Here is a 22,014-nt window from a genome sequence, read left to right on the forward strand (position 1 = left end):
AGGCTAAGTTTTTACTAAAAATAGCAAAAATATTCCTATTCATAGAAATTGAAAGATTTATTCAACAGTCTTTTCTATGTAAACTAGTAAAGATCTATAATAGATAGAAAGGTTAGAGAAACAAGTAAGATTAATATAGCAAAGTATATAGTTCAGAAAATTTTATAAAAAAGTAGCTTAAGATAAATATTAAAATAAAAGACTTTGATAATTTATATAGCATCACCCATTTGAAACATAGGCATATACATACTTACAACTAGGAAACCAACTACACCACCAAGAACTATCATAATTATAGGCTCTAGCATAGAGCTTAAGCTTCCTACTAGAGTATCAACCTCTTCTTGATAAACTCTATTTAAGTTTCCAAGCATTGTTTCTAGGGCTCCTGACTCTTCACCAACAGCGACCATTTGCTCAACTAGAAATGGAAAGTTTCCAGTCTCTACGATAGCTTCTTTAAATGAAGCTCCTTCAGTAATACTCTTTTTAATATCTACAGCTGCTTGGTCATATTTAGCATTACCTGTTGCTAGTGCTACCATGTCTAATGCTCTTGTTAAACTCATTCCTGATTGCACAGTAATTTCTAATGTACTAGCAAATCTAGCTAAAGCAGATTTAAAAATGACTTCACCAATAATAGGTATTTTAAGCATAAAATGATCTTGAGCGATCTGAATTTTAGGATATTTAAATTTTAAAGATTTAAATGCTGTAACGAAGATAAATATAAATAAGAGAATTTTCCACCAAGAGTTTTGCATAAAATTAGATGCATTTACTGTTAATTGGGTAATTGCAGGAAGAGGTTTACCTGAGTTGATAAACATTGCTGAGAAAGCAGGTACAGCAAAGGTTAGTAGGATACCCGTCACACCCGCTGCAATTATACAAACGATAATTGGATAAGATAGGGCCTTTTTTACTTTTTTCTTAATACTTTGTAATGCTTCTCGTTGCTCTGCAATTTTATTAAGCATCAAATCAAGATTACCAGACTCTTCCCCAGCAGTTATAAGACCTATATATAATTTATCAAAAATTTTTGGAAAGTGCGATAATGCTTTTGAAAGAGATTCTCCACCTTCAATTGATAGTTTTAATTGTAATGCTAATGCTTTTAAACGAGGGTGTTTTTTAACTCCCATAATAAAAACTTCAAATGATTTAATTATAGGTATTCCAGCTTTTGTCATAGTTGCAAGCTGTCTAGTCATATCTGTTATATCTTGGTAAGAAATTTTTTTAGGTAATAAGTCTTTAGGAAGCTTTTTGACACTTATATTAGAGTAACCTTTTTGCCTTAATTGAATTTCAGCTTTTTCTTTAGTATCAGCATCTATCTCTCCTTTAGTAGTTTTACCACTTTTTAGTTTAGCCTTATATTTCCATGATGTAATAGTAATAGCTTCTTTATTTTTTTTACCAAATAACATAATAATATTTTCCTTTAACTTACTCTGTATGCTTCTTCCATTGATGTTAGCCCTTCAGCTACTCTTACAAGAGCAGATTGTCTAACTGTAGCAACACATTCTTTTTGAGCTTGTTGTGCAATTTCCATTGTGTTTTTATCTTCTAATATCATTTTAGATATTTCTCTAGATACAGGCATTACTTCATATAAACCAAGTCTTCCTTTATATCCTTTAAAGCATCTAGGACAACCCTTAGGGTTAGGTTTATATATAGTGGCATTTTTTACATTTTCAAATGTGGTTTCAAAACATTTTTTTATAATATCATCATTTAAACCACTATCTTCAACAAGTAGAGAGAAGTTGGTATCTGTATCTTTTAATTTACACTTTGGACATAATTTACGAGTTAGACGTTGAGCTATAATTAAAGTAACAGATGTCGCAATGTTATATCTAGGTAAGCCCATATCAACTAGTCTATTGAGTGTCTCTGGCGCACTGTTTGTATGTAGTGTAGACATTACTAAGTGACCAGTTTGTGAAGCCTTGATAGCTATAGATCCAGTTTCAATATCCCTGATCTCCCCCACCATGATTATATCTGGATCTTGACGTAGGAAGGATTTCAGAGCTGCGGCGAAAGTTAAGCCTTGTTTATTATTTACATTAACCTGGTTAATACCTTTTACAACAAGCTCAACAGGATCTTCCGCAGTTGAAATGTTTTTCTCAGGCTTATTTAAAATATTGATTCCAGTATATAGTGTTACTGTTTTACCAGAACCTGTAGGACCTGTTACAAGCACCATTCCTTGTGGTTGCTGGATATACTTTAGATAAGTTTGTTTTTGATGTTCAGAAAAACCTAATTGTTCAATAGGTATTTGTGTTGAGCTAGCATCAATAATACGCAGTACAACTTTTTCACCAAAACTAATTGGACATGTACTTACACGAAAATCTATGGCTTTTTCACGTGATAATGATATTTTAAATTTACCATCCTGAGGAATTCTTTTTTCTGCAATGTCTAAACTAGACATAATTTTAAGTCTAGAAACAACTTTAGGGCCAAGATTTTTTGTGGTATTAAATGTTTCAATTAATAGACCATCTATTCTATAGCGTATGCGAAAGTTTTTTTCATATGGTTCAAAATGTATATCAGAAGCACCTTTTTGGATTGCATCAACAATTGTATTATTGATAAACCTAATAATAGGAGCCTCTTCATCTTCGCCACTGCCAATTATTGAATCGCCTTCTCTCTCTCCCTCTTCGACGAAGTCAATATCAAGCTCAGTATCTTCCATTTGGCCACTAAACTTGGAATCATCATCTTTTTGACCCTCATCTTTTAAAAATTGCTCATATTCTTCAATTTTTTCTTTAAGTAGATTAAGCTCTCCAACAATAGCTACAAAAGGGCAATCATATTTATTACGTAATTTTTTTAGTATTTGCTGACTTTCTATAGGATTGGCTATAGCTATATAAACAGTATCTTTTTTAATATATAGAGGTAGGCAGAGATTTTTTCTACAAAAATCAACATCAAAAAACTTTTGAGGTATAAATTTTATGCTGATTGCAGCTAAATCAATATATTGTAAGCGAAGCAAACTAGCAGACTCAATCATGAAATCTCTGCTATTAACAAACTCATTTTCAATTATATAGTTCAGAAATCCTACTTTAACTAAGGAACTATCTAAACTAATTTCTTCAAGTTGTTGTTTTGTAATTAGCTTACGATGCAATAATAACGATGCTAACTTTTTATCAATATTAGGGTTATTAATCATTAATACAAAATAAAATATATTATTGTGAAAATTATAGCATGATAAATATTTTTTTAGAAAAACAAATGTCTTTGATAAAAAAAGCTTTTATTAAAATATTATATTTGATGTATAATCGCGATTGTTATTAATTATATGAAAATTTATGAAGATTGATAAATTCATTTCCCATCGAGGGAATAATATAGATTTTATTGAAAATACAATAGAATCTTTTAAAGATGCTAAAGATCATGGTTTTAATTGGTTTGAAACAGATGTGCAGATAAGTAGTGATGGGGAGTTATTTTTATTTCATGATAAAACTCCACAAAGATTTGCTGGATGTACTAGAAATGTTACGGAAATGACAATTCTTGAATTACAAGCATTAGAACTTACTCATCCAGTAACAGGAGTTAAGTCAAGAATTTTGACTTTACGAGAATATCTTGACTGGGTTGATAAGAATAATGTTTGTACTAATTTAGAGTTAAAGGTTACAAACTCATGTACTAACTATAGTACTAATTTAGTTTTGGCAACATTAAGGTTTTTAACTAAGTATCCGAAACTAAAAGATAAAATTTTAATATCAAGCTTTTCAGAAATTGTAATGAAGGCTTTAGAGCAAGACAAGATATATACTAAAGGCAAGCTTTTTGAGGTTTCTGATTGGGATAAAGATTTTGAATATTTAAATAATAGTGTTCATAAGAATTTTATAAAAAATAATTATATTGCTTTGATTATAAATTATGGATGTTTAAATAAGGATCGAGTAGATTATATCAAAAAAATGTTTGGTAAAGTTTTTGTTTATTCTGCACGTACTGATGAAGAAGTTAGAAATCTTCTAAATTGGGGTGTTGATGCTATGTTTATAGATAAAAAAATCAATGGAATTTAATTTAGGTAATCTTTTAATATTTCTTCTACTTTATCCATTATTGCAGTGCTATATGGACATCCTTCTGGATAAAAATATTTAAGCTCTACGAAGGAGTCTGTAATTCTATATTTAAAAGTGACAAAAGAATATTCATCTTTTATAGTTTCTAGCTTTTCAGCTAAAAAACTTTCTCCAATATTATAAACATTCCATATTTTACGAATGATTTTTTTATTGTGTTTGTTATTATTCAAATTTAGGTTTTCAAGCATTGGAACACATTCTTTAGGAGGCCCAGGAAACACGTAGATGAATCTATGATTATCAAATTTAAGCTTAAAACCATTTGCTGTACCATTTTCATTTAAAAGTATCTTTGCAGACTCTGGGAAAGTTGCTTGTTTCTCAGTACCTAAAGTGATTTTGCCATATTTTTTGAGCATTCTTTTTTCAAGTTTTTGCCAAGACTCTTGATGTAGTACAAGATCTTTATTAAAAAAACAAGCTATTGTTTCGGTTGTTAAATCATCCTCAGTTGGGCCTAAGCCGCCTATAGTGATAATATTTTTATGATCATTTTTTAGGAAATTTAAGCTAGATATAATATCCTGAGAATCATCTTTACAACAGATATGAAAACCAACATTAAAATCTTTAGCTACAAGATGTTTTGCAAATACACCAGAGTTCGTGTTAGTTATATCTCCATCTGTTATCTCATCGCCAATAGCAATAAAGCCAAAATCATATTTCATTAAGTTACCCTTAATATTTAAAGTTTTATATAAATCTAACTATTTTTGGAAAAAAAATTTATGTATTATGAAGTATATAGTATTGATGTGTAATATTGAACTCTAAGGAGAACTGAATGAGAATACTGGCTACTAATGTTTATGTTGGTCCAAATATTTATGCAAACTTTCCTGTTATAAGACATGAAATTGATCTTGGAGTATTGGAAAAATGGCCTTCAGCTAAAATAGGCGAAGATTTTATAAATAAACTTGTGGAAAGTTTGCCAGGACTTCAAGAACATGGATGTTCTTATAGAGAACAAGGAGGCTTCATCCGTAGACTTAAAGAGGATGAAGGTACTTGGATGGGACATATTTGGGAACATGTTATCTTAGAACTTCAAAGTGTAGCCGGTAGTGATGTAACTTTTGGACGTACAAGATCTACAGGTGAAGTTGGTCAGTATAATATGGTCTATGAGTATAAGCAAAAAGATGTTGGTCTTAGAGCAATGGAATTAGCTAAAGACTTACTGCTTTCTATACTACCAGAGAATCTTAAAAAAGAAGTTGGCTTTAATGATGATGACTTTGATTTTGAATATGAAAAAATAAGATTCATTAAGTTTGCTCAAAGTAAAGAATTTGGTCCAAGTACGGGTTCATTAGTAGAAGCAGCTAAAAAAAGAGATATTCCATATCTTCGTTTAAATGATCAATCTCTGGTTCAATTCGGTTATGGTAAGTATCAACAAAGAATAAGAGCTACAATTACAGGTAAGACAACAAGTATAGCGGTTGATTTATCATGCGATAAGGAGCAGACGAATACTATTTTAAGTGGTCTAGGACTTCCTATGCCAAAGCAAAGAATGGTTACTTCAGAAGAAGGTGCTTTACGCGCTGCAAAAATTTTAGGCTTTCCATTAGTTGTTAAACCATTAGATGGTAACCATGGTAGAGGAATCTCTATAAATCTAAAAACTATGGAAGAGATCAAAGAAGCTTTTGTTGAAGCAAATAAGGTTTCTCGTTATGTATTGTTAGAGCAATTTGCTACAGGGTTTGACCATAGAATGCTAGTTGTTGATGGTAAATTGATAGCTGTTGCTAAAAGAGTTCCTGGTCATGTTGTAGGTGATGGTAAACATACGATTGCTGAATTAGTAGATATTGTTAATGAAGATCCTCGTAGGGGTGTTGGGCATGAAAAGGTTTTAACAAAGCTTGAGCTTGATTATCAAGCAAAAACTTTACTTAAAGCAGCTGGATATGATGAAAATACAGTTCTAGATGATGGTCAAATTTTCTATTTAAGATCTACAGCAAACCTATCAACTGGTGGTACTGCGATAGATGTTACAGATATTGTACATCCGGATAATAAAGATATGGCAGAAAGAGCTATTAAAGCAATAGGTCTTGATGTTGGAGGTGTTGATTTTCTTATTGATGATATCTCACAATCATACCATGATATTGGTGGGGCTATTTGTGAGTGTAATGCTGCTCCAGGATTTAGAATGCATGTGGCTCCTAGTGAAGGTAAGCCAAGGGATGTTGCTGGCGCTGTTATAGATATGCTTATTCCAAAAGAGTTTGGTAATGCAAGAATCCCTATTGCAGCAATTACCGGAACAAATGGTAAGACTACAACTTCACGTATGGTTGCACATATGTGGAAAAATGCTGGTAAAGTTGTTGGTTTGACAACTACGGATGGTGTTTATATAAATGGTAAACTTACTGTAGCTGGTGATACTACAGGTCCAACATCGGCACAAATGGTTTTAAAAGATCCTTCCGTTGAGATGGCTATTTTAGAAACGGCAAGAGGCGGCTTACTTAGAAGTGGTATGGGCTATGACTATTGTAATGTAGGTGCATGTTTAAATATTGCTTCTGATCATCTTGGTTTAAAGGGTGTCAATACGTTGGATGACTTGGCAAAAGTTAAGAGTATAGTTGTTCAAGCAGCAAAAGATGTGGCTGTATTAAATGCGGATGATCCTAATGTATTAAAAATGTCTGCAAAAGTTACAGCTAAGCATATTTTCTATGTGACAATGAACCCAGAGCATGCATTAGTTAAACAACATATTCGAGCAGGCGGTAAGGCTTGTATTATTGAGAAAGGTGTTAATGGTGATATGATTACAATTTTTGATAATCATATTCACATTCCTGTGTTATGGACTCATTTGATCCCAGCAACAATGGAAGGTAAGGCTATTCACAACGTTCAAAATGCAATGTTTGCTATAGCTATTTCATATAGTATGGGTATGAGTTTAGATGATGTTAGAGATGGATTAAGAACATTTGTTACATCATTCTATCAAGCTCCTGGTCGTATGAATTGGTTTGAAGAGCATCCATTTAAGGTATTAATGGATTATGGGCATAATCCAGCAGCGATAAAACTAGTTAGTCAAATGATAGATAATATGGAGTTTGCTGGTAAGAAAATATGTGTCTTGGCTTCTCCTGGTGATAGAAGAGATGAAGATATTGTTGAATTAGCTGCTACAGCTGCTCCTTATTACGATTATTTTATTTGTAAGAGAGATGATGAGTTAAGAGGTAGAGCTCCTGATGAAGTACCAAGAATACTTAAAGAATCTCTGATTAACTCTGGAGTATCTGCAGATAATATAAAAACTATAGAAAGTGAAAAAGAAGCTGTAGATACTGCTTTATCTATGGCTGAAGAAGGTGATTTGGTTGTTATTTTTGCAGATAAACTAAAAAGAACTTGGAAGCAGATTATTTACTTTAATAGAGATAATGAAGAGTCTGATAAAGATGAAAAACCTGAAAAGAAAGAAATGTTTTCTGCATCTGTAATAGCTCAAGATGCTAGCTTATCCCATGAAATATCAGAAGTAATAAAAGCTGGTATTATTGCTGATGAGAGTGGCATAAGAGTTGTTTATGAAGAAGAGGATAATGACTAGTTTAGGTCTGTATATGGAGAAAAATAATATGATTCCTGAAGGTTATTCACGTAGGCTTGTAGGACCTAATCTATTTTTTAAAGAGACAGGAACTGTTTTGGATGTTCCTCTAGTAGAGAATAGAGAAGAATTAACAAAATTATTCTATCAAGAGGCTGAAAAGTTTTTACCAGCTTTAGGGTGGGAGCAAATTAAGATAACTCATAAATTCTTTAATAATGGAGTTAGATTAGCTTTTACTGCTCCGGTTGATATAACAATGCCTGCATGTGATGTTATAGATTTTGTTTGGCTATCTGCTCGAGAAGGTTTTGAAACCGGTAATTTTAAGTCTATTGAAGAAGCTAAGAAAGAGCTAATTCCAATAATAGATGAAGATAAAGATTTAACTTATCGTAATCTTTATGAGCTTGCTAAATCAAAAGGTTTTAATGCTTTTAGAGATAAGAATAAAGCTTTTATTGGTTCTGGAACAGGGTGTTATGAGTTTGATTTAAAGAAAGATTCTTTCGATGATATTCCATGGCAAGATATATATGATATTCCGGCAATTATAGTAACAGGTACAAATGGTAAAACTACAACAATTAGGCTTACTGATTATATCTGTCGAGTAGCTGGTAAGCTTACAGGCTATACTTCTACTGATTGGGTAAAGGTAAATGATGAGTTGATTGATGAGGGTGATTACTCAGGTCCTACAGGGCATCAGTTTGTACTTACTAATAAGAAAGTAGAAGTTGCACTTTTAGAATCTGCTAGAGGAGGACTTCTAAAAAGAGGTCTTATCGAAAGTTTTGTAAATGCGGCTGCTGTAACGAATGTGTCAGCGGATCATCTTGGTGAAGATGGTATTGAGACTGTTGCAGAACTTGCTGAAGCAAAATCTATTGTTTTTCGTACTATGGGTGAAGGTTCTCATGCTATTATCAATCTTGATAATTCATATATGAAAGAAAGATTCGAGAAGCTTAATTGTACAAAAATAGTAGTAACTCAAAATCCTGAAGCTCATGATATGAAATACTATCTAACAAAAGCTGATTATGCTTGTATTGTTGAAAATGGTAATTTTGTTTGGGTTGATGGCGATATTAAGACAAATCTACTTGCTGTTGCTGATGCTCCATTAACTGTTAAAGGTTTTGCTAAGCATAATATAGAAAATGCTATGATTGCTATTTCATTATCATTCAAGCTAGGAGTTGATTTAGATACTATTACTAAAGGCCTTAAAAGTTATTCAAATGATGCTAAGGTTAATAGAGGTCGAGCAAATATCTTTGAATGGGATAATAAGGTGGCAGTAGTTGATTATGCTCATAATGAAGCTGGTATGGAAGCTTTATTGAATATGATGAAAGCATATGATAAAGGAGGTAGAACTTATTTAATGATAGGTACTACTGGAGATCGTAAATATTTAATATCAGGCATAAATGATATTATTCTTAAGCATAATGTTGATTTTATTGTCTTAAAGGAAACAGAGAAGTATTTACGTGGTGCTAAACCTATGGAGTTACCGTTATTAATTCGTAAAGATCTTGATGATAAGGGATTTGATATTTCAAAAACTTATATTTCTCATGGTGAGCTTGAAGGTGTCAAATATATAGTAGATAAACTTGAGGCAAATGACATGGCAATTTTTTGCTGTCAAGCAGAGTTGCCAGAGGTTATTGAATATTTGGAAAAATTGTCTTAAACATAGGGTAATATTCTACAGTCATTCTGAACTTGATTCAGATTTTGAAGATTTTAAAATATTAATGGGTAAATTTATTCCTAAATGGAGAGAATTAAGAAGAAGACTTAATGAGGATGTTTTGAGTAGAGTAAGATACAAAATAAAAATTACTTAGATTTTTTACCATTTATGTAATTGCTACTACTCATTTATAAGATATTTAGCATTTACTACAACTCGAATAGTTTTTTGACTATCAGAGTCTCCATAGCTATTATCTCTATTTTTGATTGTAAATAAGCCTTGTGTAGCATCTTTTAAAGAGCCTAGTTTTACATTAGAGTTAGTGGCAAAATTTTCAGCTGCAATTTTAGCATTTTTTATAGCGTCTGTGAGCATAGCAGGTTTTATAGTATTCAAAATAGTATAGTTATAAGCAACATTACTATCAGTAATTATTACACCTTTTGAGATCATAGATAATGTCTTTTGTGATAATTTTTTAACACTAGCAATCTTATTTGTAACTACAGTTATTGTTCCATAAGCATTGAATTGATAGAGATTTGTTTTCTCATTTTGGTTTTTACTTGTGTTGATCGCTCCGTATGTTATTGCAGTAGTTGATATACCATTACTTGTTACAAAATCTTTGATTATATCTTGTGACTTTTGAAGTTCAGTATAAAGATCTTTTATCGAGGATGAGTTGACACTATAATTAATAGTCCAAACGGCATTGTTAGCAGTAACATTTTTCTCAGACAGTCCCTTAACCGAAATAAACTTGCTATAGTCATGAAAATGTCTAATACTTGAAGCAACAAAATATCCTGATAAAGATATACCTATTCCAAGTATTAAAGAAACTATAATTTTTGTAAGAGCTCTGCTCATAGGAGTCTCTCCCTTTTATTTATTTTTACAAATCAAACAAACCACATGAGTAGCTATTCCTTCTTTTCTACCGACAAAACCTAATTTTTCAGTAGTAGTAGCTTTGATATTTATCTGATTGATTTCTATACTTAAGATATTAGCTAAACAAGATTTCATAGTTTCAATATAGGGTAGCATTTTTGGAGCTTGAGCAACTATTGTGCAGTCGATATTGCCAATATGATAACTTTTTTCATCTAGCATTTTTTTTATTTCTGTTAGGAAAAATTTGCTATCAGTATTTTTATATTGGCTATCAGTATCAGGAAAGTGCCTACCAATATCTCCAAGTCCTAAAGCACCAAGTACAGCATCACATAAAGCATGAATAAGTACATCACCATCAGAATGAGCTTCTAAGCCAAGATGGTAGGATATTTCTATACCGCCAATGATGATATTTTGCTTTTGATCTGTAAATTTATGGACATCGTAACCATGGCCTATTCGAAACATAACTTTAACTTTGTGTAATAGGATAGTTATTATTTAACCAGCCTTGGATTCCACCAGCAACAGAAACAACATTAGTATAGCCCATTTGCTGTAAGCTAAGAGCTGCTAAAGCTGAACGAAAACCACTACCACAGTATAAGTACATTTTTTGATCTTTGTTTGGTACTAGATTTTCGATTTTTACTTCAATTTGCCCCTTACTTAGATGAGTAGCTCCTTGAATATGAAATCTATTAAACTCAGAATCTTCTCTTACATCTAGAATTATTCCATCAAAATTATCCGAGTTCATTTTGTTAAATAAGTCATTAGATGAGCATTCTTTAATTTGTGATTTCGCATTATTTACTAGTTTTAAAAATTCTACAGGTCTAGCTTCATTTGGTGAAAGAATTGGGTATCCTTTAGCATTCCATGCTCTCCAGCCACCATCGACAGATATTACATTGTTATATCCCATTTCTTTTAATGCTTCAGCAACTAAAGCAGATCTAAAGCCACCACCACAGTAAAAATACATTTTCTGATTTTTATTTGGTATTGCTGATTCAATAGCACTTTCAATAATTCCTTTACTTATATGAATTGCATTTGGGATATAGCCATTTGCAAATTCAGACTCCTCACGTGTATCTACCAAAATACCATCAAGAGAGTTATTTTTATTCATTTCATAAATGTCATCAACTGTACATTCTTGTATCTTTGCTTTTGCTTGATCAACTTTTTTTAAAAAACCTTGAGAATGTTGCATCTTTATCACCTTAACATTTGTGTTTACCTAAGTTAATATTTTATATTTTTTTGGTTAAAAAGAGTATCTATAATATATAACTTATAATTTGGAATATTATGATAACTATTGCAATAATAAGAGCTGCTGTGTTAAGAGTTCTATTTTTCATTGAAGAGTATATTAGGTTATAGTTTTTATTACGTAGGATTCTAACCATATTTAAAGGGCAAGAAACAAGCATGATTAGTGAGAAAAGTCCTACAATTGATAGAGCAATTAAAAAAAGCTGTTTAAAATAGTAGTTTAAGGCAATTGGTAGGATAAAAAGTAAAAAGCCAAGAAGTATATTTTTATTTATATTTGATAGGCTATTCATCTTAAATCTGTCTAAAATTAGATCTTTTAGTGCCAGAGAGAGTGTAATAAATGCTGTAGTTACAGATATTGATATAAAGCTGTATATCAATGTTATTATTTCATGAGATTTAATATTTGCTTTAAGGATATATATTAGTTGAGTCACACTATCTTCAGAGCTTAAAGAGCCACTAAGAATCGCAGCAAAACTATTTTTATTACCATAAATAGCAATATTACCAAAGATAGCTATAATCCAACAAGTATAGATTAATAAAATTATAAATGAAGCTATCATGATAATTCGTCTAATATCTTTAGAGTGAGGTCCTACATAACTTACTACAGTAGGTACTATGATATGTGCTGAGAAAGTTGTTGCTAATATAGGCAGTGCAATAATTAGTTCTTTGAAGTTACTAAAGCCATATTTATCTAAATTTTCTAGCTGTACAGACTTAAATAGTTGGATAATTGTAAATAATATGATTATAAGTTTTAAAGTTAAGAAAAGCCTATTTAACCACTCAGCATGTCCAGTACCTTTTAAGATAAAGCCTCCAAAGATAATAACAAAGCATATTTCTATTATTATGTAATTAATATTTAACAAACTCTCAAAAGATGCTCCTATAGCAGATATATACGCAGCAAGCATGCCATAGAGAATTCCAAAGGCACAAATATATACAAGAATAATCCCTGGTTTTTTAAAAAGTTTATGAGCAAGACCTAGATAACTAATTCCTTTTTCAAAATGTAGGCATGCTTCTGCAACAGCTAGAGTTGAATATGTCATTAAAAGCCACATTAGAAACATTATGATACAACCAATAAGAATACCATAATATGAAAGAATCATTGGTATAGCAAGAATACCACCACCTAAAGATGTACCGATTATTAAAAAAATACATCCAACTTGCTTGTTTATACTTGTTGTCACAAATTAGGCTTTTATTTTTTAACTTAAGAATAATTAAAACATATAAATATGAGATTATGAAACAATAATTTTTACTTTTTACCAACCAGCGATTGCTGCGCCATCTGGATATACTTTTTCTGCTAATTTTTTAACAGCAGGGCTTTGGAATGCTTTGACATATTCTTTAAGCTTAGGGTTATTTTTCTGATCTGCATTTGCTGCAATAATATTGGTAAATGGAGAATCAGTTGGCTCTACAAATAACGCATCTTTATGTGTAAGTCCAGCTTTTGATAAATAGTCATTATTTATAATACCTAAAGCTACAACCCCTAAATTGTTAGGAATCTGATCTGCTTGTAAAGCTATAATTTTCAGATGCTTAGGATTACTAACTACACTATCAGGAGTAGCTTTCCAAGTGACGCCTTTCTTAAGTTTAATCAATCCAGCATCTTCTAATATCATAAGTGCACGACCTTGATTTGTTGGGTCATTAGGTATAGCAATAGTTGCACCATCTGGAACTTCATCAAGATGCTTATATTTTTTCGAATATATACCCATTGGGTAAAGGAAAGTTTTTCCAATAGATACTATATGATAGCCAAATTTCTTATTTTGGTTTTCTAAGAAAGGTATATGCTGGAAAGCATTAGCTTGGATTTCATTATCATTTAGAGCTCTATTTGGAAGATTATAATCACCAAATGAAACTAGCTTAACATCAAGACCATACTTTTCTTTAGCAATCTTTTGACTAAGTTCCATGATTTTATCTTGAGGAGGACTAGTTATATAGCCAATTGTTATTTGATTTGGATTTATAGCAGCTGATGCGTTTACGTATAGTTGTGTACCACTAGCTATTAGTAAAATAATTGTAACAATCCAAAGAGATGTTAATTTTTTTGCTGCAAGTAGATAATTACCAAAAGATTGTGTTAGCTGTACCAGTATAACTAGCATTACTACACCACCAAGTAATAATGTGTAGTTGCCATAGTTGTATCCTTTGAAGTATGTAAGATCACCAAGACCTCCACCACCAACAATACCAGCCATAGCTGAAAAGCCTATTAAAGATATACAAGTTAAAGAAGCTGCATCAATTAAAAGGTTTTTAGATTCTGGTAGTAATACTTTAAATATAATTTGGCTTCGAGTAGCTCCCATAGCTTTTGCAGCTTCAATTAAACCGTGATCAACTTCTCTTAGAGCAGATTCAGTTAAGCGAGCATAAAATGGTAAAGCAGCTATAGCAAGTGGTACAATTGATGCTGTTGTTCCAATAGTTGTACCTACTATTAACTTTGTTAATGGGTAAAGTAAAATAAGTAAAATAATATATGGAATACTTCTCGTAATATTAATTATTGCACTAAAACCTTTGTTAAATCCTTTAACTAATATGTTTTTACTATCTTGAGTAATATATAGTAATATACCTAATAATATTCCACCTATAACAGCTACTAAAGTAGCAATGAAAACCATAAAAATAGTTTCCCATGTGGATATGGCTATCTGGTTAAACTCATGTAAACTAAATATTGTCTGCTGTTGCATAGCCTAGCACCTTTAAATTAACATCTTGGTTTGAAAGAAATCTTAGAGCATTTTCCCAATCTTGACGCTCACCTGTAATATGACAAATTGCAATTCCAACTATTTGTTCTTGAATTGTCTCAATATTTGCTTGGATAATACTTGCTGTAGCATTAAATTGGCGAGATATTTCAGCAATTATCGGCATTTTACCTTTATCTCCGTAAAAGGTAAGCTGAACAACTGGGTATGTGTGATCATTACTATAAGGGTTATCATGAAGTTTCTTAGCCATAAAATCAGGCACTTTAGTATGAATACTAGTTTCAACAAAAGATCTTGTTACAGCTGTCTGAGGATCTAAGAAAATATCTAAAGTATTTCCCATTTCTGCAATACGACCCTTATCTATAATTGCAACTCTATCACAAATTCTTCTTACTACATCCATCTCATGAGTAATTAAGACTATGGTTAAACCTAACTCTTTATTTAGTCTTTTTAGTAAAGCTAATATTTGCTTTGTTGATGTAGGGTCTAGTGCAGAAGTCGCTTCATCAGATAGTAGTACTAATGGGTCAAGAGCTAAAGCTCTAGCTATTGCTACTTTTTGTTTTTGTCCGCCACTAAGTTCTTTGGGATAAGCGGTAGCTTTATTGGGTAATTCTACTAATTCTAAAAGCTCATGAACTCTTTTTTTTATTTCAGCTTTTGGGATACCTTGGATTTCAAGAGGTAGAGAAATATTTTCAAAAACATTTCGAGATGAGAGTAAATTGAAATGCTGAAATATCATAGAGACTTTTTTACGAAAAGCTCTTAATTGTTTTGGATTTTTTTTAGTTATATTTTCGTCTGCTATAAAAATAGATCCATCAGTAGGCTGCTCTAGCAGATTTAAACATCTTAATAGAGAACTTTTCCCTGCGCCACTATGACCAATTATTCCAAATATTTCACCTTGCTTAATTTCAAGATTAATATTATCAAGAACAAGATTGCTAATATTATTTGTACGATATTCTTTTTTTAGATTTTTAATTTTTATCATTTTTCGCCTTCGCTTTATCACCTATTTTACTTTCTTGCCCATTAATTAATCTTTGAATATTACCTTTGTGTTTAACAAGGATAATAATGGCTATTATTAAAAAAGGAGCGGCTGTTTGGAAGTCTGATGTAAATATTACAGAGAAACTTGCTATAACAGTAGCCAATAATGCAGATAATGAAGAGTATCGAGTTATTATAGCTACGCATAACCATGTTATTACAAATACTAATCCTAATATCCAGCTAAAGCCAAATAGTGTGCCTATAAGTGTTGCGACACCTTTGCCTCCTTTGAAGCCAAAAAATATAGGAAAAACATGGCCTAAGATAGCATATAAAGCTGTGCATGCTGCAATAAATTCGCTACCTGTTAGGATTTTTGCAATAACTACCGGAATTAAACCTTTTAGAATATCAAAAGCTAATGTAATTATTGCAGGAACTTTGCCGCCAATTCTTAAGACATTCGTTGTGCCAGGATTACCAGAACCAACACTTCTTGGCGATGGTAACCTAAAAATATAACAAACTATAATTGCACTATTTATCGATCCTAATAAGTATGCAAATATTAGAACACTAAAGTTTAAAAAGCTCATAACTTTCCTCTATTTTTATTTTTTTTAAAAATTATTTAAATTATTATAAAAGATAATACTATCTCGGCAATATCTTGGCTAGCTATTTTTGTTGCTTTATTATACGATTAGTAGCTTAAAAAAATATATTTATCAATTTTTATTTCAAAAGGTTTGGTTTTATGACTGTAATGAAATTCGATTTAATTAAAAAAGAAGGCAAAGCAAGAAGAGGAAAGATAAGCTTTCCTAGAGGAGATATTCAGACTCCTGCGTTTATGCCAGTAGGGACTTATGGAGCTGTGAAATCATTATCTCCTGTTGAGCTTAAAGAAATGGGTGCGGAAGTTATTTTGGGAAATACTTTTCATTTATGGTTGCGTCCAGGTACTGATATTATTAAAAAACATGGTTCTTTACATGGCTTTAATGGTTGGGATAAGCCTATTTTGACAGACTCTGGAGGATTTCAAGTATTTAGTTTAGGCAAGATGCGTAAGCTTACTGAAGAAGGTGTAACTTTTAAATCGCCAATTAATGGTTCAAAAGTATTTTTATCTCCAGAGATATCTATGCAGGTTCAAAGAGATTTAGGCTCTGATATTGTAATGTGTTTTGATGAGTGTACACCATATCCAGCGACTGAAAAAGAAGCAAAAGATTCTATGGAATTATCAATGCGTTGGGCAAAAAGATCTAAAGATGCGCATGGAGATAACCCATCGGCATTGTTTGGTATTATCCAAGGTGGGATGTATGAGCACTTAAGAGATGAGTCTTTGAGAGCATTAAAAGAAATTGATTTTGATGGCTTTGCGATTGGAGGTTTATCTGTAGGAGAGCCAAAAGAAGATATGATTAGAATATTAGATCATACTGCTCATCAAATGCCTGAAAATAAACCAAGATATCTTATGGGTGTTGGTACGCCAAAAGATTTAGTTGAGGCTGTATATCGTGGTATAGATATGTTTGATTGTGTTATGCCTTCTAGAAATGCTAGAAATGGTCATATCTTTACATCTGAAGGTGTTATTAAAATTAGAAATTCTAAGCATAAAGAAGATACTTCTCCATTAGATCCTAATTGTGATTGCTATACTTGTAAAAACTTTAGTAAAAGCTATCTTCATCATCTTGATAAAACCAAAGAGATTTTAGGCTCAAGATTAAATACGATTCATAATTTGACTTACTATCAAAACCTTATGAAAAATATTCGTAAAGCTTTAGAAGAAGGTAAGTTTGAAGAGTTTAGAAAAGAGTTTCTAGAGAATTATAAATAGTTATGATTTATATATCATAGGTTAATAATAGGTTTTTATATACTTCTTCAAATATTTCAGAATCTGACTCTTTAGATATTAAGTAATATGCTTTTGATACTGGACAGTTTAGTTGATCTGGTTTATATAGAACGTCATTCTTAATATATTCATCAACTAAGAGTTTTTCTGTTATAAAATATCCAATACCTGCTATGCATGCTTGTATTGCTTGTATAGAAGATTTCAAGACTATTTTATTAGTAATGTCTGGATTTATGTTGTTATATTGGCACCATTCATAATAGTCATTCATCCTCATTTTTTCATCGATGTAGATGAGTCTATTATTAGCTATGATGTCTTTACAGGATAAGCTTTTATCTTTGTTATTAAAAACAAGAACTAATTCACCATCTGTAATTTTTTTCTTATAATTATCTATAAATTTACTTTCGTTACCATATTCAATACTTAGATCAATATCATCGTAATCAAAATTAACTCTGCGTCCAAGTGATGTAAGTTGAATATTAAATTTTTTGAACTGTTCGATAAACTGATCAAATTTAGGTATAATCCAATTCGCAGAAAGTGTCGACATACAATTTAAGGAAAAGGTTTGGTTTTCTGTTTGTCTAAACCTCTTTGAGACATCATATATGTTGTTAATAAAAGTATCAATGTAATTATAGTAGCTCATAGCTAATTCTGTTATTACTACATTTTTTTTACTTGTTATAAATAAACGTTTATTTAAAAAAGATTCAAGTTTTTTAATAGATTGACTAACTGCAGAGTGTGTCATGCATAACTCTTCAGCTGCTTTAGAGTAACTTGCGCATTTTACTACTGCAACAAAAACAACTAGAGAATTTAAAGGAGGTAAATCATTTTTCTTTATCATTGTAATGTAAGTTTTTCTTACTTTAAGGTAAGTTTAAAACGTTTTACTTCTAATAGCAATAGTTTATCATTAGATTATTGTTTTATAAACGGAGTATCGTGTCATGAGATTGATGCAAGATAGTTTTGCTATGTTTTTAATGCTTCTGTCAGCAACTTCTATTGCTTTTGTGGGATATGCAACTAAGTTTATGATGTCAAGCTGTTCTATATATGCGGTGATGCTAGTATTTTTTGTAGGCAGTGCTATATTGATGTGGTGGATTGTAAGTATTTCATCATATGGTAGAATTCGTCCTCTTGAATGGAAACCTATTTTTATCAGGGTTATCTTAAGTATTACAGCACAATATTTTTTATTTTTAGGTTTGTATAGTTCATCATTGCTATTGCCGATATTATTATTTAATACTAGTCCATTATTTATACCAATTATTAGATGGATTTTCCATAAGGCGAAGATAGGTGTAAGTACATGGATATTACTAGTAATAAGTTTTTTTGGGATTTACTTGATTTTAGGAAGTGGGTCTGGAGGTCATGCTGATATATGGGCTTTAAGTGCTCTAGTTGCAGGAGTCCTAAATGCTGGTTCACAAGTTGTGTTACATACAGCAAGCCAGAAGGAAAATTTATTTACAATGAACCTATGGATATTTACTTTTATAAGTATTCTTATGTTGATTGGTTTGCCATTTACTCATATTACATTTGCAGGAATTCATTATGGTTTCACTAATGCTCCATTAATTTGGGCAGGAATTGCAGCTGTAATATTTGGTGTAAGTGCTCAACTTTTTAGAGTTAAATCTTTTAAATACACAGCAGATCCATCTTTTGTGGCTCCGGGAATGTATTTTTCGGTAGTTGTTGCTGCGATTCTTGATGCATGTGTATACAATAAAGGGTTAAACTTAGTTGAGGTATTAGGTATATTGATTGTTTGTGCTACTAGCATATTTTCAGTCATAAAGAAAAAATAATAATAAAATAAAGGAGAATTTAAAATGAAAAATACAATAGTTATTGCTGCTGATTTTATCAATGAGATTGTTGATGAGAAGGGTGCTTTTGGAGCATTTAATGCGGAGAGAGTTAAAAACTGTCATACAATAGAAAATGCTAATAAGATTATAGCATGGGCTCGTAGAAATGATATTAAAGTTGCGCATGTTAAAGTAGGTTTTAGCAAGGACTATCATGAATGTCCAAGAAATTCGCCTATCTTTGGTCAAGCACCAGAATATAAAGTACTTCAGCTTGGCACATGGGCTACAGAATTTCATAAAGATATAGATGTTCAAGATCATGATATAGTTATAACTAAGCATAGAATTAGTTTTGTATATGCTACAGATTGTGAAGCTATTTTAAGAGCGAATAAGATTGAGAATATTATAGTTTTTGGAGTGTCTACTGAGCATGTTATTGAGTCTTCAGTAAGAGAGTTGCATGATAGAGACTATAATATAACAGTTATTTCGGATGCATGTAATGCAGGTACTGAAGAAGGTCATAACAAGAGTCTTGAAAGCCTAGCTCATATCTCTAAAGTTGTTACAGCTGAAGAGTTCCTATCAAGCAATTAATAAGAAAAATATATCGTAGTAAAATAAATTCTTTCACACTTTTCATAAATGATAATATTTTATAGCCATTTATGTATCTTTCTTAAAAATACTTGCTCCTTCTTAAAATTAAGTTAAGATACATAGTCGTGTATGATTATATTTATAATTATTGAAAGTATTATTTAATATCTTTAAGTGATGCAAAAAGTTCACTATGAGCAGAACCTTCTTTATAGAATACTGGAGGATAGCCAATTTTTGCTTATACAGTTACATTTTGACCACCTTTATATTCTTTATCTGAGTAGATGTGTATCCAATTATCACCTTTTGGTAAGTATACATTCCAATCTGTAACACCTTCTTTATGAACTGGAGCCACTAACAGATCTTCACCTAGTAGGTATTGATATTGTATATCGTAACAATTTTCATCATTTTCATAATGAATAAATAAAGGACGTTGAACAGGTATTCCTTTTTCATGATTTTCATTTACTAATGATTTGATGTAAGGCTTAAGAGTTGTATATGTCTTAACCATTTTTGCTAGGTGAGCTATAGCTTCATCATCTTTTTCAAATTGGAAGTTTTCATCAGGTCTATTACCTTCATGTGTTCTCATAATACAAGTGAATGCTGCCATATCACTCCAACGCATAAACAACTCTTTAGTTCTTTTTAAACCATGTAGAGATGTGTAACCACCAATATCACTATGATGTAATCCCATACCGCTCATACCAGCGGATAATGCTGCTGGTACAACAGAAGCAAGACCATCATGTAGACTAAAATCAACACATTGATCACCAGCCCACAAAAGAGTGTTGTATGGTTGGAAACCATTAAATCCAGCACGCATGAAGAACATGATTTCACCAAGCTTACCAGTTTCTTTAATTGCTTCATAGTTTGCTTTAGCCCAAAGTCTTGGCCAGTCATTAATGTGCTTTTTTTGCATCTATGCCACTATATAGCGTACAGTCTACAGGTAGATATTCACCAAAATCTGCCATCCAGCCATCTAGACCAAAATCAATCATTTCTTTTTTGATTACTCTATTTTTGTACCATTCGAAAGCTTCGGGATTTGTTAGATCTACAACACCACAATAGAATTCACCAAAATCTACCAGGTATTCTCCACCATCTTTTGATTTGGCGAAGTAGTCTAGTTCAAAAGCTTCGTTATATAGAGGATAACCTTTTACAAGATATGGGTTAATGTAACCTAAGAATTTAATACCTCGTTCTTTAAGCTTAGGGATTTCTTTATCCAAGTTTGGATACATTTCTTTATCCCATTGCCAGTTCCAATTTAGTCGTTTTCCAAAGCTCGTAACTCTTTTTCCCTGCCAATCTTGAGCCCAAATGCCTGCTATTTTTACACCTTTATTAATTACATCGTTAGTTTTTCCTAAAACTATTTTTGTGCCATTTTGTAGACCTACGATTAGACCATTATAAACCCACTCTGGAAGCTCTGGTTGTCTACCAAAAAACTCAGTTAGTTTCTCTAATAGAGAAATATAGTTATTAGCTGTTCTAAATACAATATTTTGAGGGATCTCCCAACATTCTAACTCATGGAAATTGTCATTTTTGAAGTTAAAATCCATGTAGGCTGTACTATCCATATGACAGAAGTATTTGTGTGTAGAAACGAAAGTCGATTGAGGGTAGTTAGTGTTGTAGTAATCTCCTCCAGCTTTATCTTTAACATCAGCCATCCATGTAACAAGAGTGCTCTTGTCACGACCAACACCAGGTTCAGATGTCCAAAGCGGGAAGTTTCTACCTCTAAGATTAAAATATGAAAGCTGTTCTCCACAACCATATACTTTTTCGTTAGCATCAGCATTAACTCTTATCCAAAAGCGATTAAATGAGCTATCTGTAGTCTCGAAAGATATTTTAAGTTGATCATCTTTGCTGTTAAGAGATACAATCAATGCGGGCTTACCATTGTATGAAAATTCAAATGAGTTGCTGCTTTTTGAGGTAACATCCATTAAAGGTAATCTTTCTATAACATAGTCAGATATGTCAAAGTTACCGCGATACATTTCCATTGAGTCTTGACCCTTACCAATAAAGAAAGCAGGTTTCTCAGCGCTGTGTTTTAGTAATATTCTATTGTTGTAGATTATTTCTAGCTGATTACTGCTATGATTAATTTGTAACATT

Annotated in this window: 19 protein-coding genes; 6 read left to right on the forward strand and 13 right to left on the reverse strand. The window is 31.7% G+C overall.

Translation table 11 applies throughout. The features are described from left to right. Positions 1 to 212 precede the first annotated feature (212 nt). Both R8535_RS05145 and pilB read right to left on the reverse strand, forming a co-directional pair. On the reverse strand, positions 213 to 1,442 hold the full coding sequence (locus tag R8535_RS05145; RefSeq protein ID WP_329497190.1) for a type II secretion system F family protein: 1,230 nt from the start codon (positions 1,440 to 1,442) through the stop codon (positions 213 to 215). 14 nt (positions 1,443 to 1,456) lie between these two features. Then, positions 1,457 to 3,232, reverse strand: coding sequence for a type IV-A pilus assembly ATPase PilB (gene pilB, locus R8535_RS05150; protein ID WP_329497187.1), 1,776 nt, complete (start codon positions 3,230 to 3,232; stop codon positions 1,457 to 1,459). Between the two features lie 145 nt (positions 3,233 to 3,377). On the opposite strand from pilB, the gene R8535_RS05155 reads away from it, so the two are divergent. Further along, positions 3,378 to 4,121, forward strand: coding sequence for a glycerophosphodiester phosphodiesterase family protein (locus R8535_RS05155; RefSeq protein WP_329497185.1), 744 nt, complete (start codon positions 3,378 to 3,380; stop codon positions 4,119 to 4,121). Here the strand turns inward: R8535_RS05155 and R8535_RS05160 are convergent. Continuing rightward, the gene (locus R8535_RS05160) at positions 4,118 to 4,858 is read right to left on the reverse strand and encodes a competence/damage-inducible protein A (protein ID WP_329497183.1); all 741 of its coding nucleotides are present in this window, start codon (positions 4,856 to 4,858) and stop codon (positions 4,118 to 4,120) included. The two genes, R8535_RS05155 and R8535_RS05160, sit on opposite strands and share 4 nt — an antisense overlap. Before the next feature lie 116 nt (positions 4,859 to 4,974). On the opposite strand from R8535_RS05160, the gene cphA reads away from it, so the two are divergent. Both cphA and R8535_RS05170 read left to right on the forward strand, forming a co-directional pair. After that, positions 4,975 to 7,797, forward strand: a complete 2,823-nt coding sequence (gene cphA, locus R8535_RS05165) for a cyanophycin synthetase (protein ID WP_329497181.1) — start codon at positions 4,975 to 4,977, stop codon at positions 7,795 to 7,797. Positions 7,798 to 7,825: 28 nt separating this feature from the next. Then, positions 7,826 to 9,505 carry a Mur ligase family protein gene (locus R8535_RS05170; RefSeq protein WP_329497192.1) on the forward strand — a complete coding sequence of 560 codons (1,680 nt, stop codon included), beginning with the start codon at positions 7,826 to 7,828 and terminating at the stop codon, positions 9,503 to 9,505. Between the two features lie 183 nt (positions 9,506 to 9,688). Here R8535_RS05170 and R8535_RS05175 read toward each other — a convergent pair whose 3' ends face one another. The 7 genes from R8535_RS05175 to plsY all read right to left on the reverse strand — a co-directional run bounded on the left by R8535_RS05175 (position 9,689) and on the right by plsY (position 16,103). Then, a complete protein-coding gene (locus tag R8535_RS05175) occupies positions 9,689 to 10,384 on the reverse strand; it encodes an SIMPL domain-containing protein (RefSeq protein ID WP_329497179.1) in 696 nt (231 codons plus the stop codon). Between the two features lie 15 nt (positions 10,385 to 10,399). Continuing rightward, positions 10,400 to 10,882 (reverse strand): 2-C-methyl-D-erythritol 2,4-cyclodiphosphate synthase, encoded by a 483-nt coding sequence (gene ispF, locus R8535_RS05180; protein WP_329497177.1) that lies wholly within the window; start codon positions 10,880 to 10,882, stop codon positions 10,400 to 10,402. A 4-nt stretch (positions 10,883 to 10,886) separates the two neighbouring features. Then, positions 10,887 to 11,636 (reverse strand): rhodanese-like domain-containing protein, encoded by a 750-nt coding sequence (locus R8535_RS05185; protein ID WP_329497175.1) that lies wholly within the window; start codon positions 11,634 to 11,636, stop codon positions 10,887 to 10,889. Positions 11,637 to 11,703: 67 nt separating this feature from the next. Next, positions 11,704 to 12,921: an aromatic amino acid transport family protein gene (locus R8535_RS05190; RefSeq protein WP_329497173.1), complete on the reverse strand. Its 1,218-nt coding sequence runs from the start codon at positions 12,919 to 12,921 to the stop codon at positions 11,704 to 11,706. 78 nt (positions 12,922 to 12,999) lie between these two features. Further along, positions 13,000 to 14,472: a MetQ/NlpA family ABC transporter substrate-binding protein gene (locus tag R8535_RS05195; RefSeq protein ID WP_329497171.1), complete on the reverse strand. Its 1,473-nt coding sequence runs from the start codon at positions 14,470 to 14,472 to the stop codon at positions 13,000 to 13,002. After that, complete coding sequence (locus R8535_RS05200; RefSeq protein ID WP_329497170.1) at positions 14,450 to 15,502, reverse strand: methionine ABC transporter ATP-binding protein; 1,053 nt, start codon at positions 15,500 to 15,502, stop codon at positions 14,450 to 14,452. Before R8535_RS05200 ends, R8535_RS05195 begins: the two co-directional genes overlap by 23 nt. Continuing rightward, positions 15,489 to 16,103, reverse strand: coding sequence for a glycerol-3-phosphate 1-O-acyltransferase PlsY (gene plsY, locus R8535_RS05205; protein WP_329497168.1), 615 nt, complete (start codon positions 16,101 to 16,103; stop codon positions 15,489 to 15,491). The genes R8535_RS05200 and plsY overlap by 14 nt, the downstream gene beginning before the upstream one ends. Before the next feature lie 161 nt (positions 16,104 to 16,264). On the opposite strand from plsY, the gene tgt reads away from it, so the two are divergent. Further along, the gene (gene tgt / locus R8535_RS05210) at positions 16,265 to 17,368 is read left to right on the forward strand and encodes a tRNA guanosine(34) transglycosylase Tgt (RefSeq protein WP_329497166.1); all 1,104 of its coding nucleotides are present in this window, start codon (positions 16,265 to 16,267) and stop codon (positions 17,366 to 17,368) included. Positions 17,369 to 17,375: 7 nt separating this feature from the next. Here the strand turns inward: tgt and R8535_RS05215 are convergent, their stop codons facing one another. After that, a complete protein-coding gene (locus tag R8535_RS05215; protein ID WP_329497165.1) occupies positions 17,376 to 18,254 on the reverse strand; it encodes a LysR family transcriptional regulator in 879 nt (292 codons plus the stop codon). 103 nt (positions 18,255 to 18,357) lie between these two features. Between R8535_RS05215 and R8535_RS05220 the strand changes: the two genes are divergently transcribed. Both R8535_RS05220 and R8535_RS05225 read left to right on the forward strand, forming a co-directional pair. Further along, positions 18,358 to 19,236: a DMT family transporter gene (locus tag R8535_RS05220; protein WP_329497164.1), complete on the forward strand. Its 879-nt coding sequence runs from the start codon at positions 18,358 to 18,360 to the stop codon at positions 19,234 to 19,236. A 24-nt stretch (positions 19,237 to 19,260) separates the two neighbouring features. Next, positions 19,261 to 19,842, forward strand: coding sequence for a cysteine hydrolase family protein (locus R8535_RS05225; protein WP_329497163.1), 582 nt, complete (start codon positions 19,261 to 19,263; stop codon positions 19,840 to 19,842). Between the two features lie 244 nt (positions 19,843 to 20,086). Here R8535_RS05225 and R8535_RS05230 read toward each other — a convergent pair whose 3' ends face one another. After that, positions 20,087 to 20,788, reverse strand: coding sequence for a TIM-barrel domain-containing protein (locus R8535_RS05230; RefSeq protein ID WP_329497161.1), 702 nt, complete (start codon positions 20,786 to 20,788; stop codon positions 20,087 to 20,089). Then, a complete protein-coding gene (locus R8535_RS05235) occupies positions 20,769 to 22,013 on the reverse strand; it encodes an alpha-glucosidase (protein ID WP_329497159.1) in 1,245 nt (414 codons plus the stop codon). The genes R8535_RS05230 and R8535_RS05235 overlap by 20 nt, the downstream gene beginning before the upstream one ends. Position 22,014: the final 1 nt, after the last annotated feature.

The sequence above is a fragment of the Francisella sp. 19S2-4 genome (genome assembly GCF_036281795.1).
Taxonomy (GTDB): Bacteria; Pseudomonadota; Gammaproteobacteria; order Francisellales; family Francisellaceae; genus Francisella.

Bases quoted from the DNA above. Each gene is read 5' to 3' on its own strand.
- cphA (WP_329497181.1), top strand. From the start codon at position 4,975: ATGAGAATACTGGCTACTAATGTTTATGTTGGTCCAAATATTTATGCA.
- plsY (WP_329497168.1), bottom strand. From the start codon at position 16,103: ATGAGCTTTTTAAACTTTAGTGTTCTAATATTTGCATACTTATTAGGA.
- ispF (WP_329497177.1), bottom strand. From the start codon at position 10,882: ATGTTTCGAATAGGCCATGGTTACGATGTCCATAAATTTACAGATCAA.
- R8535_RS05175 (WP_329497179.1), bottom strand. From the start codon at position 10,384: ATGAGCAGAGCTCTTACAAAAATTATAGTTTCTTTAATACTTGGAATA.
- R8535_RS05230 (WP_329497161.1), bottom strand. From the start codon at position 20,788: ATGCAAAAAAAGCACATTAATGACTGGCCAAGACTTTGGGCTAAAGCA.
- tgt (WP_329497166.1), top strand. From the start codon at position 16,265: ATGACTGTAATGAAATTCGATTTAATTAAAAAAGAAGGCAAAGCAAGA.
- R8535_RS05195 (WP_329497171.1), bottom strand. From the start codon at position 14,472: ATGCAACAGCAGACAATATTTAGTTTACATGAGTTTAACCAGATAGCC.
- R8535_RS05185 (WP_329497175.1), bottom strand. From the start codon at position 11,636: ATGCAACATTCTCAAGGTTTTTTAAAAAAAGTTGATCAAGCAAAAGCA.
- pilB (WP_329497187.1), bottom strand. From the start codon at position 3,232: ATGATTAATAACCCTAATATTGATAAAAAGTTAGCATCGTTATTATTG.
- R8535_RS05220 (WP_329497164.1), top strand. From the start codon at position 18,358: ATGAGATTGATGCAAGATAGTTTTGCTATGTTTTTAATGCTTCTGTCA.
- R8535_RS05225 (WP_329497163.1), top strand. From the start codon at position 19,261: ATGAAAAATACAATAGTTATTGCTGCTGATTTTATCAATGAGATTGTT.
- R8535_RS05235 (WP_329497159.1), bottom strand. From the start codon at position 22,013: ATGTTACAAATTAATCATAGCAGTAATCAGCTAGAAATAATCTACAAC.
- R8535_RS05200 (WP_329497170.1), bottom strand. From the start codon at position 15,502: ATGATAAAAATTAAAAATCTAAAAAAAGAATATCGTACAAATAATATT.
- R8535_RS05155 (WP_329497185.1), top strand. From the start codon at position 3,378: ATGAAGATTGATAAATTCATTTCCCATCGAGGGAATAATATAGATTTT.
- R8535_RS05170 (WP_329497192.1), top strand. From the start codon at position 7,826: ATGATTCCTGAAGGTTATTCACGTAGGCTTGTAGGACCTAATCTATTT.
- R8535_RS05215 (WP_329497165.1), bottom strand. From the start codon at position 18,254: ATGATAAAGAAAAATGATTTACCTCCTTTAAATTCTCTAGTTGTTTTT.
- R8535_RS05145 (WP_329497190.1), bottom strand. From the start codon at position 1,442: ATGTTATTTGGTAAAAAAAATAAAGAAGCTATTACTATTACATCATGG.
- R8535_RS05160 (WP_329497183.1), bottom strand. From the start codon at position 4,858: ATGAAATATGATTTTGGCTTTATTGCTATTGGCGATGAGATAACAGAT.